Annotated in this window: 8 protein-coding genes; all 8 read right to left on the reverse strand. The window is 40.7% G+C overall.

The features are described from left to right. Positions 1-2250: glycosyl hydrolase 115 family protein (locus tag AC1DND_RS11850; RefSeq protein WP_477581832.1), on the reverse strand; the 2250-nt coding region annotated here is incomplete at its 3' end. Between the two features lie 5 nt (positions 2251-2255). Further along, positions 2256-3383, reverse strand: a complete 1128-nt coding sequence (locus AC1DND_RS11855; protein WP_477581834.1) for a glycoside hydrolase family 88/105 protein — start codon at positions 3381-3383, stop codon at positions 2256-2258. A gap of 18 nt (positions 3384-3401) precedes the next feature. Then, a complete protein-coding gene (locus tag AC1DND_RS11860) occupies positions 3402-6305 on the reverse strand; it encodes an exo-beta-1,4-galactosidase (RefSeq protein ID WP_477581836.1) in 2904 nt (967 codons plus the stop codon). Between the two features lie 95 nt (positions 6306-6400). Next, on the reverse strand, positions 6401-7192 hold the full coding sequence (locus tag AC1DND_RS11865; protein ID WP_477581838.1) for a rhamnogalacturonan acetylesterase: 792 nt from the start codon (positions 7190-7192) through the stop codon (positions 6401-6403). A 154-nt stretch (positions 7193-7346) separates the two neighbouring features. Beyond that, positions 7347-8114 carry a rhamnogalacturonan acetylesterase gene (locus AC1DND_RS11870; RefSeq protein ID WP_477581839.1) on the reverse strand — a complete coding sequence of 256 codons (768 nt, stop codon included), beginning with the start codon at positions 8112-8114 and terminating at the stop codon, positions 7347-7349. A gap of 148 nt (positions 8115-8262) precedes the next feature. After that, positions 8263-8700 (reverse strand): hypothetical protein, encoded by a 438-nt coding sequence (locus tag AC1DND_RS11875; protein WP_477581841.1) that lies wholly within the window; start codon positions 8698-8700, stop codon positions 8263-8265. Next, positions 8642-10345 carry a glycoside hydrolase family 2 TIM barrel-domain containing protein gene (locus AC1DND_RS11880; protein ID WP_477581843.1) on the reverse strand — a complete coding sequence of 568 codons (1704 nt, stop codon included), beginning with the start codon at positions 10343-10345 and terminating at the stop codon, positions 8642-8644. The genes AC1DND_RS11875 and AC1DND_RS11880 overlap by 59 nt, the downstream gene beginning before the upstream one ends. 19 nt (positions 10346-10364) lie before the next feature. Then, positions 10365-12206 (reverse strand): rhamnogalacturonan lyase, encoded by a 1842-nt coding sequence (locus tag AC1DND_RS11885; protein WP_477581845.1) that lies wholly within the window; start codon positions 12204-12206, stop codon positions 10365-10367. Positions 12207-12397 lie beyond the last annotated feature (191 nt).

Here is a 12397-nt window from a genome sequence, read left to right on the forward strand (position 1 = left end):
GATCTGGTGTTCGCCTTGGGTTTTAAAATCAACTTCGTAAATAGTGAGGGCGGCATTTTGAAGCGCTGTTTCCCCGAATGGCTTAAAAGTAAAAGGATAAAGAGAAATCCCATCGCCTCCCAAACCAAGTCCTTTTAGGGTTTGTAAAGATAGCCCCTTTGGCACTGATTTTTCAGCATATTTAGCCGCACCTACAATAATTTTATTTTCAGATTTCTCGGTAATGTCTGATGATTTCGTCGTTACAGCATCGGCCACTTTTGGCATTTTAAAAACGGCTAAATCGCGTGGTTTCCAGCTCATCATTCCGTTCCATTTACCGCCTGCAATTTCTTCATTGTATTTTTCGGTAATCAACTGAATCTGCTCAAAAGCACCCTTCGATTTTTTCGAATAACTTAAAGCCGATTGATCGCCGTTTGCGGCTAAAACCAGACTTTTCTTTGCATATAAAATCTTCTGGTTCATCAGCATGGCACCTTCAACAGGATACAGGATTAATTCAAAAAAGGCATCTTTTAAACGTGCTGGCATCTGATTATTTAAACTTTTGGCCTGATCATAAATCTTTTGATATGCAGCCAAACGTTCTTCGGCCTGGGCATCGGTAAAACTAACACTGGCCATGTGCTCAGGTTTAGCGGCTTGTGCCAAGCGATAATAAATTGCTTTTATTTCGGCAATGGGTTTTGCAAATTCAGTACCGAAAGTCTCAGCAGCCCAGCTTTCGGCATATTTATCCGCATTTTCGGGTTTCCATTGGTTTACATTCCAGGCCAAATCCATGGCAAACTGCGTTTCCATCTCGGCAGGCTTAATATCACCCACATTTATAACCCAAAGTCGGTCGGCTTTATACTGGTAAGCTTTGCTTAACTCGTACGAAATTAATGATGGAGAAATTGAAGAAAGCCACAAATAATCTTGTGGAGCACCCCAATAAGAAATATGGTAGTACACCCCGCTTCCACCCGAGCGCTTTTGCTCTTCAGGGTTCGAAAGCTGGCGGATATAACCATGGTTATCATCAGCCCAAACAATGGTCACATCATCAGGCAGTTTTAATCCGGCCTGATACAAGGAAAGCACCTCTTTGTAAGGGCAAAAAATCTGTGGGATAGAACTTATGGGTTTAGTAATATTCTTACTGAGAATGGTACGCTGATCTGCAATTACCTCACCCAACAATTTCACTTTTTCATTTTTATCTTTCGGTCCGGGCATGCTGCCATCATGGATACCACGCATCCCCACAGTATAAATTGATTCGTAATTTTTTGCCTGTTTTACACGGTCGGTCCAATAGTTTGCAATTTCATTTTTATTCAGATCGTAGCGCCATTCGCCTGGTTTTTTACCATATTCGTGCTCGAAATTCTCAGCCCATTCGAAAACATTGTTCCGTAGCATCGGCTCACAATGACTCGAACCTAAAACAATGGCATATTTATCGGCCATTATGGGATTATTGGCATAATGATAAAATGCTTTGGTTGAAGGATGCATCCCCGGCCAGATATAGTTAGCTTTTAGCCTAAGTAGCAGCTCGAATATTTTAGTATAAGTTTTTGGGCCGATATCTTTCACATCGGTATCCATCATTTTAGCAGCCCAGGGTTGGATGCCCCAATCTTCATCATTGATAAAAATACCGCGGTATTTAACCGATGGCGATTCTACCAAAGGCTGACCAGCTTTTACGTATAACGATTTTTTTGTTGCCGGTTTCACATCAGCCCACCAACAAAGCGGCGATACACCAAGCATCCGCGAAAGTTGAAAAACACCATAAGCAGTCCCACGTCTATCGCTACCAGCAATCACCAAGGCCCTTTTTACTCCTTTTAAAGGATTTTCAATCACTGAAATAGAAAAAGTTTCCCATTTACCGGATAAAGCAATCCTGTTTATTTTCCCACTTTTAATTAATTGATCTATGTAAAACGACTGCCCTACAGTACCAATAATAATGGGATAAGCACTTAAAACAGGGTTATTTTTCAAAACCTGACTTGTTGCTCCCGTTATTAAGTGAATATCACCCTTAAAAGCCTCAGCAGCGATCCCAACAACTTCAGCATCATTTTCATCGATATAAATTGAGGCTGCTTTTCCTCCACCCACAATCGGGAAGGATGAAACACTGTTAATTTCAGAAACGGCAATGCCTATCCTTTGTGCTGTACTTTGTTTGGGCAGCAAGAACAACAACATCAATACCGATAAGCCAGCTAGATTTCTGAAATTCATTTTAATTACTTTTTAAGCTTGTATACCTCTGTTCCGGCCAATAAGAAACAACCCAAACCATAATCTTCAAAATCGGGAACGCTGGTATAACTTACCGGCTGTCCGTCTTTTGGCTCTTTCCCAGTTCCTTGCATATAACCAATAAAACCATTTTTTTGAACAGCATCTTTCGTCATAGCRTTCCAGGCTTTAGTGATGATCGGCAGGTAAGTAGCCTTATCTAAAATACCCTGATTTACACCCCAGGCCATACCATATACAAACAAAGCAGTGCCCGAAGTTTCTTTACCACCAAAATGTGTCGCATCATGTAAACTTACATTCCAAAAACCATCAGTGCGTTGGATTGGCACCAAAGCTTTGATCATTTCGTGATAGGTTTTTAAATATTCATTGCGGTGAGCTTCATTTTCAGGGGTAATTTCTAACACACGCACCAATGCGGCAATCACCCATCCGTTTCCTCTGGCCCAATAACAATCTTCGCCATTTGGTTCTTTATAAGGGGGCACAAAATCTTTATCGCGCCACCAAAGGCCATCTTTGGCATTGTACAAACCACCACCTTCAGTATTTTTGGAATGCATATACATTTTGTACATGTAATTGTAGTAGGCGGTATCGTTGTATAACTTACCCAGTTTGGCAAAAACAGGCATTCCCATTTGGATCGCATCAATCCATGTCCAATCGTTTACCTTGCCCGATTTGATTACCAGATCAATAGAAGCTTTAATGTCTTTAATGCGTTCGGGTTGTTTATCAATCAGGTAAAGATCGATATAGGTCTGCCCACAGGCCTGGTCATCAGCATTTTTTGTAGTAATACCATTTCTTAAACCCCAGTTGTGTTTTTGGCCCCATTGAACGGCATAATCGTAATATTCTTTTTCCTGATGGATTTTATAAAGATTCATCAATCCTTCGTAATATACTGCCCTTGTCCAGATATTGCTTGGGCGCTCTCTGTTGGTTATGATTGATTTCCCGGCATCAGGCCACTTATTCATAAAATAAGCATTAGTTGATTTCAATACTTTTAAAACCTCTTTTTTATTAGGGATTTTCTGTGCCAAAAGCAGTTGGACAGATATGCCGAACAGTATAACGGAGCTGAATATAAATTTCTTCATGTTGGTATTTCGCTTATCTTAATTGGTTTTTGGTTTTACTTTTAACTCATCCGGACTATCTTTTGTAAAGGTATCGAACTGAATTTTCGATGGACTTTCGAAGATATCTTTTACGGTGTTAAAAGCCACTTCATATTTTGGATTAAACTGGGCAGACATCATATACTGCTGTAAACTGAAATAAAGTTGTTGTGCAGCAGGAGCCTCTTTTAAATCAGGTGAGAGGTTGGCACTCGAAACCACTAATTTACCCTTGCCTATTTTTGCTTCGAAAACCAGCGCCAAACGGCGGTTCAAAAACCAGGTATCAATTGGTTGAATAATTGGCTTAAATCCTAAAGGAAAATCTTCGAGATTCATTACCTGCGATTTGTTTACGATTTCCCACCACTGCATATCGCTATGGAAATCGGTCGGGAAATTGTTAAAAGCTGCGTTTTTAGGATCACATAAAATGCCCAAAGTATGTGGCGGGCGCATTTTAAACCACGATGTATTCCAAAAAACAGGCAGAAAAGTCTGCACCACTTCTTTCCCTTTCACCACTTTGCCTGCTGCATTGAGAAAAACATTGCCGCCCTCGGCCAAAACGGCCTGTGCTTTGTCATCTAAACTGGTACAGTAATATACATTGCTTTTAACCTGTGGCAATTGCGCAGGGTAAACCCAGAAACTCCAATCGTTGGCAAATTCAGTTCCATCAACGATAACCTCCAGTTTCAGTTTTGTTGCTTTTGTAATACCATTTAACGGAAATTTAATTTCTCCGATGGCAATACAATTGGTAACAGCTAAGGTTTTAGGATTGAAACTGCCTTTTGCCACATTTGTGCCGCTTTCATCTTTGAGTGTCCAGGAGAGTTTTGCATTTTCAATAGGCGCCTTTCCGAAATGTGCCACTTCTACCGCAGCTGCTAAAGTTTCGTTATTGGTAAAAACAAACTTTGAAACTTTTAGCAAAGGCACTGTGCTATTAGAAAAACGTTTGAATTCTTTAGCGCTGATATAACCTTTTTCATCCCAAAAGGCATCCAATACGCCTACAAGTGCTGTTCCCTGTCCTGGATAATCATTTAGCGACAATAACTGATAGCCATTGTAATTCGGCGTACGTAATGCTTTTTCGATTTCATTTTTATAACAAAGGGCTTGTAATTTACCCGAAGCCATTAAAAAGTCATGTCCCTGATCGGCCATGTCGTGGTCTTTAAGATCTTCCTGAAACATCTCAAAATTTTTCGCACGATAAACACCTGTATATTTTTTTATTTCATCGAAATTAGGGAAAGCACAATACTGGCCCATTTCGTGTGCTACAAAAGGCACGGTAAACTGTTCGATCTGTTTGGCATAGGTAGAAATACTTTCTGGTTTTCTGCCCCAATCTAAACCCCTGGCACCAGCACGCACCATAAACTCGTTGTTCGGAATAACTGGCCAGCTACCACCAACTGATGCTCCGGTATATAATCTTCTCGAATCTTTAGCTTTCCAATAATTATTGAATTTGGTAARGTAATCCACTTGTTTGCCACGTGGTTCATTTCCATAGGCCATCATGCAGAAAGAGGCATAATTGCCATAGTTTTTGGTCATACGATTGGTTTCGTCGTAGATAAACTGATCAATCGGTTTTCCATCTCCGATAGATGAACCATGATTGGCCCAGCTTGGTCCTTCTGGCTGAAGATAAAAGCCGATTTGATCTGCAGCGATAAAGGCAGCTTCTGGCGGGCAAAACGAATGAAAACGCATGTGATTTAACCCATGTGCCTTTGAAATTTTAAAAATGCGTACCCATGCAGCAACATCCATTGATGGATAACCTGTTAACGGAAATTCGCAATTGTTAACGGTTCCACGCAAAAAAACCGGGCGACCATTAATTTCAAAAGTTCTGCCTATGGCTTTAAACTCACGCATACCGAATTGTACCTTTTTCTMATCTTTCTTGCCATCTTTCGATAGTAAAGTAGCTGTTAAACGGTACAATGCCGGATCGAACTCATCCCAGGTGGCTATTTTATCGCCCATTGGCAAATTGATTTCCAAAGCACCGTCACCATTTGTAATTTGGTAAGCTGCTGTTAAAGGCTTAACCTGAAGTGAATTTTTGGTATTGAAAGTTGTAGCGGCAAGCGTAATTTTCCCGGTAGAAGATTGTTTAGCATTGGCTTTAAGCTGAATTTTAACCTTGGCAGATTTGTTCTTTAAATSGGGATAAACCTGAATATCTTCAAAATAAACAGGCGAACCGGCAATTACCTCCATTTTTCCAACTACACCATTCCAGTTCCCTTGAGTGTGATCGGTTAAACTATGTGAATCCTGTCCCACATTTATCGCTTTGATACGGTTATCGATCAATAAAGTGATGGTATGTTTTCCCGCTTTTAAATTTGCTGGGAGTTCGAAATTTTGTGCAACCACAAAAGTATACTGTGTTCCGATTTCGATATCATCTATCCAAACCTTTGTTTCTGAATGGGGATATTCTAAGGATAACACTAGTCTTTTACCCTTCCAATTGGCAGGAATTTCGATATCTTTTTGATACCACGCTGCGCCTGTATAATGTTTGGCGGGCGTTAACCAGAAAGGTATTTTTATATTACCTGGTTTACGGTATTTTTCTAACCGGGGATGAAAAAAGTACGAGCTATCATAAATACTTCCTGTCCATTTTGTTTTGAGGGTAATGTCATCGCCCTTTAAGTTTTCGGCCATTGAGCCTGGCAGATTAACGGATTCGGGGAGAACAGTTGAATACCATTTTCCTTTTACACCTTCATCTTTAGCATCAATTTTGAAACGCCATTTACCAGCAAGCGAAATGCTTTGGGCATGCATCTGCGTGATGCTTAAGAATATAAAAGCAATGCCTATCAGCACTTTGAAAACTCGGTTAACCTGTATCTGCATAAAATTGAACGGTTTATCACCGCTGGTATTTGGTTAGGCGGTTAAAATAACACAATATTGGCAGGAAAGCATCCTGTAGTATCCTGCCCGATGGCTTATTTCAGGTAGCTATTCAGTTTATTGTTTTTTAATTTCTTTAGGCCTTCTACAACAGCAGCTGCATTTAACTTTGCTCCTGCTTCGTTGGTGTGTGTATGGTCTTTCTCGGTAAAAAATGCTTTTACCTCACTCGCGCTTAAAGCAGCATATTTATCTTTAATGATCTGATTCAATGGAATGAAATCGACTTTTTCGGCTTTTGCCACCTCTTCGGCCCAGCTGGCATAACTATCGTTGGCCAGAACTATAGCATTATCCTTAACCGGATTGCGTGGAATAGGTGAACATACAATCGCTGTTGCGCCTTTAGCTTTAATATCGCTGATAAATTTGCGCAGGTACCAACCGTAGGTATAAACCACTTCCTGCTTTTTCTTGATCGGGTTGTAAATTTCTCTACTTTCCGTTCCGATGCCTTTTATGGTACCACGGGCACGGGCGGTATCGTCTAATGGGCTGCTATCGTTATGGCCAAATTGCATCATCACAAAATCTCCTTTCTTCACCTTAGCCAAAACCGCATCCCACAAACCATTGGTTTGAAAAGTACGGCTGCTGGTACCGCCAAGTGCATTATTTTCGACATTGATTTTTTCGGAATTAAATAAATCTCCGATAAAGCTTCCCCAGCCCCATAAAGAACCATCACCCTTACCTTTTCCGTTTTTAACGGTCGAATCGCCAATGAGGAATAAAGTGGGTTTTACCTGCTGTTTTAAGATAATGCAGGAAGAAAAAACAATAAAAGCAGTTAAGAGAATGAGGGATAGGTATTTTGTTGATTTCATGATTATTGCCCTTCGGGATTGATTACACAGATTAATTTATTACAGCCTTCGGTGTGATTACACCGATTGTTGGATTACAACCTTCGGGATGATTACACCGATTGTGGGATTACACGGATTTATATGGTCTTTTAGCTTTAGTCTTTCTCCTTTATTAAAGCAGATACTTTTTCAAATTACAATCTTTTAATTCCCTGATTCCTTCCACAACAGATGCGGCGTTAACTTTTGCGCCTTCTAAATTGGTATGGGTATGGTCGCCAGGGAAATAGAGTTTTACCTTATCTGGGCCGAGTGCATCATATTTATCAGCCGTTATTTTATTCAGGTCTACAAAATAGGCATTTTCTTCTTTGGCAACTTCAGCGGCCCACTTCCCGAAATCGTTATTGGCTCGAACCACTTTACCATCTTTAAAAATATTTCTGGGGATCATCGAAAGTACAATCGGTGTGGCGCCTTTTGCCTTAGTTTCACGCACAAATTTGCGGATATACCAGCCATAGGTATGTACAGTTTCTACCTTTCCATCTGGCCAGGTTAATACTTTGGTTTCTTCGCCGGTTCCTTTTAACACACCTCTTCTACCTGCTTTTGTGGTATCAGGAACACTTCCATCATTGTGACCGAATTGCATGGTAACGAAATCACCCGGTTTTAATGTCTCCAGAACTTTATCCCATCTGCCCTCCGATAAAAAGGTACGGGTACTTCTTCCGGCCATTGCATTATTTTCTACATGGATTTTTGTGGTATCAAATAAAGAAGCAATCGGTGTTCCCCAACCCCAGGTTTCTTTGTTCGAGTTGCGGACTGTAGAATCGCCTATGGTATGTAATGCAGGTTTATCGCCTTTTATAAATGCCGAAGCCATAAAAATGATGGCTATTGCGGTAAGTAGTTTTATGGGTGTTAATTTCATTTTATTATTATTATCAATGTTGACTATTGGTTAATTTGAGTGCTGTCATGTTGAGCCTGTCGAAACACCTTAAAGCATATTTAGAAAAGTCCTTCGACAGGCTCAGAATGACAAATCTATATTTATTACACAGTCTCGAAAACCGACATTATTTATTACCCACTTCTAATTTTACAGCCGCACCATCAAGYCCATCTGCGGCAGCTTTAACTTCAATGGTTCCAACTCCATTACCCTTAATAAAGGCCATACAAACACCTTGGTAAGCATGTCGCTGTGTAGCTTTATACATTTCGTGACTGGTTATATTGCCATTGTCAACAGCATCGATAATTCCACTGACAGAAATGGTAAACTTAATCAGTTGATCGGCATTTGGGCAAATATTTCCATTTTCATCGTAAATTTTTGCGGTTACAAAAGCCACGTCATCCCAGCTGTTACTGATTTTGTTTTTATCAACTGATAATACAATTTTAGCTGGCTGACCTGCGGTTTTAAGTTCTTCTGATGAAACTATTTTGCCTTTATTTCTGCAAACTTTGCTGTTTCCAACTGCCAATCCTATCGAACAAACCCTGTCCATTGGTAATCTGGGGCCAATCGGCTTCTCCAAGATAATCAAAACCCGTCCAAAGGAACTGGCCTGCCATAAAAGGATTATCGCGAAGTGCCAAATATTGCTGAATTACATGCGTATTTTCGGTGCCGATTACTTTTAAATTTGGTTTTTGATTGTGTAGGGCTACCAATTCATTTTCTCGGTAATTCTGTCCAACAACATCCATAGTTTCAGCAAATCCGTTGGTGTAAACCTTCGAATTGGCCGGACGGAAAAGCGCCATGGTTACCGGACGGCTTGGATCGAGCAGATGAATAAGATCCTGCTGATCCTTATATTTTTTGAATCCCTCCGGGCTGTTTAAATCATCATGGATTTCGTTTCCAATACTGTAAATTACGATGGATGGGTGATTGCGGTCGCGCATCACCATATCGCGCGTATCGCGCTCCCACCATTCGGTAAAAAATCTATTATAACCTTTTTCGCCATTGTTTTTTGGCGAGTTCCAGGTATCGAATGTTTCATCCATCACCAAAAAGCCCAGTTGGTCGCATAAATCCAAAAATTCTGGTGCAACCGGATTATGAGCAGTTCTGATGGCGTTTACCCCTACTTCTTTCAAGCGTTCTAAACGGAATTTCCACACGCTTAACGGCACTGCTGCACCAATTGCGCCACCATCATGATGCAGGCAAGCTCCTTTTAACTTAAAGTTTTTGTCATTTAACCAGAAACCTGTTGCAGCATCAAACTTAAAAGCCCTGATACCGAAGGTATTTAACTGATCATCAATAACTTTTCCATTTACGGTTATCTTGGTTAAGGTTTTATACAAATCCGGACTTTCCAGGTTCCAAAGTTTYGGATTGGTCACTACAATATCCTGATCTATATTCATATTTTTTCCTGCAGCGATGGTTTGCTTGCTCTGGGCAGTTTTAACAATTTTTCCGGCAGGATCTAAAACAGCTGTTTCTACAATAACCTGAGTGCTTTGGGCAGATTCGTTTATAAGGTTTGTTTTTACTTTAACCGTAGCTTTTTGCGCGGTAGCATCTGGCGTAGTGATATAAACACCCCAATCTGCAATATGAACGGCATCTGTTGCTACTAAACGCACATGCCTGTAAATTCCGGCACCGGTATAATAACGCGAAGCAGGCTGTACAGTATTATCAGCCTTTACAGCAATGACATTTGTTTTGCCTTTACCAAATTTTAAGTGTTTGCTCAAATCGTAAGCAAAGCTAATATAGCCATAAGGACGTTTGCCAAGATAAAACCCGTTAATCCATACCTCACTATTGGCCATTACGCCATCAAATTCGATCGTTACTTTCTTTTTCGCAAAGCTTTCATCAAGATTGAAACTTTTGCGGTACCATCCGATGCCCGAAGGCAAATAGCCACCGCCACGGGCAGTTAAATTGGCTTTATCGTAAGCCCCTTCGATACTCCAATCGTGCGGGACATTCAATTTCCGCCATTTGGTTTGATCAAAATCAGCTTTTTCGGCGCCCTGAACATCGCCTTGATTAAAACTCCAGTCCTGATCAAAAGGTGTTATTACCTTCGCCTGTTCTTTTACTACCTGCGCTACTGCAATTGTAGCATAGCAGCTAAACAAAAATGTAAAAATGAGAATATATAATCTGCTATTAGTCATAGTGTGTTTTCGGATTCGTTTATTTTTTTGGTTCTACCAAAGTTATGTGTGGTTTTGGTGCTTTCTTCATTCCGAAACCGAAATAGAACCCCGTATGTGGTGGTTGGTTATAACCATCATTTTGCCAGGCAATACCTAAGCGGTACTGCGGATCGTGCATTAAGGTATAGTTGCGGTATTCGGTCGGAATAGTGGTGCTATAAATCCTTAAACTTTGATTATCCTCAGCTCTTAAAATCAATTCTTCGCGCCAATCTCCAAAAATATCAGCGCTTAAAGCTGGGGTAGATTTAGTTCCGTTGTTAGAAACGGCTCCATCTGCCGTAAAAATCCTCCCGACATTGTACTTATCTATACGATTACCATCTAAAAGTTCCCTCGACAAATCACCATCCCAATAAATTAAAAAATTAGTTGATCGGGGTTGATTACCGATCCGATTGCCCTTGATATCAAATAATCCATTCGATCCCGACCACCACATCTGTGCGCCAAAACGGGTATTATCGATATTATCGGCTACTCCTCTGCCCACATCTTCGTCTTGCGATCCTTCCCATAATATTTTGCCTGTTTTGGCATCATAAACCGCAGCTCCTGGGCCTTTTGTACCTTCTTCTATTTCGTGTACACCAAAAACTTCTAAACCTGGGTGTTCCGGATCAAGGTCTGAAACATGAATGGCATCACCATGCCTTAAGCCCGTAGTGTACAATCCCTTTCCATTATCATCTACACACATCGAACCGTAAATAATTTCATCTTTTCCGTCCTGGTCTACGTCTGCAACGGTTAGGTTATGGTTTCCCTGCCCAGAAAATGAGTTTTTAGCATCTTTAGTATCAAATACCCATCTTGAAGTTAGTTTGCCATTACGCCAGTCCCAGGCTGCTAAAACCGTTCTGCCATAATAGCCTCTGCACATCACTACACTTGGATGGATCCCATCTAAATAGGCCACACAGGCATTAAACCGATCTACACGGTTACCCGTATTATCGTTTTTTCCGTTCCCACCTCTACCACCCCAGGCGCCAATATTGCCACGGGCAGGAATATAATCTGTTGTGGCTAATGCCTCTCCGGTTTTACCGCTAAATACGGTTAAAAATTCAGGGCCATCCAATATTTTACCGTTGGGATTGCGCCAATCTTTAGTCGCATCGCCAATTACTTTTCCTTTGCCATCTACCGTTCCATCAGCAGTTTTACATACCATTTCTGCAATACCATCACCATCCAGGTCGTACACCATAAATTGGGTATAATGAGCGCCTTCGCGGATGTTTTTCCCTAAATTAATCTCCCACAAAAAAGTTCCATCTAATTTATAGGCTTGAAAAATCGGCGGATCGGTAATACCGTTTGATGAATTATCCCTGCTCCGGCCAGTTTGGTGCAACACAATTTCATATTCACCATCTCCGTCTAAATCGCCTACCGAAGCATCGTTAGGCGAATAACCAGCTGGTGTTTTTAAAGGAATAGTTAAATATTGCTGAATAGGTGGCTTGACTGGCAACGTAAAAGATTTACTGGCTTCCGATTCACTGCCTTTTAAAATTGGTTTTACGAAATAGCTGTTCGGAAGATCGAATTTAACCCCTACATCTACAAAATTGGTGTTCTTGGTAATCGGATCGTGATTGAGTTTTATGGCTTCATTATTTCCGCTTTTGCGGTATAGGTTAAAAGCAATGTCATCGCCATCGGTACCCAACATCCGCCAGCCTACATAAACAGAATCGTTATTTTGTCGTACAGCAATTACACCACGTCCCAGTTTTTCCATTTGGCGCTGAGCGAAAAGCTGTGTAGCAAAGAATAAACTGAAACTGAAGATTATAATAGTTTTGATCATAATAGCTTATCTCTGAATGGTTATTGAACTTTATAGCCTGTTTTCGCCGATACGGCCACTCCTTTATCGGTAATTCCATCGGCTTTGATCAAAATATCAGCTTTGTTATCTCCATTAAAATAAGTGATAGTTGCTTCACCATTTTCGTTGGTTTTTACAGCTGGTGCCCAGAAAACGGTGGTACGTAAATC

Source organism: Pedobacter sp. 01N416 (assembly GCF_056399685.1).

Coding starts and splice junctions, on each gene's coding strand:
- AC1DND_RS11865 (WP_477581838.1), bottom strand. CDS start 7,192: ATGAAATCAACAAAATACCTATCCCTCATTCTCTTAACTGCTTTTATT.
- AC1DND_RS11870 (WP_477581839.1), bottom strand. CDS start 8,114: ATGAAATTAACACCCATAAAACTACTTACCGCAATAGCCATCATTTTT.
- AC1DND_RS11885 (WP_477581845.1), bottom strand. CDS start 12,206: ATGATCAAAACTATTATAATCTTCAGTTTCAGTTTATTCTTTGCTACA.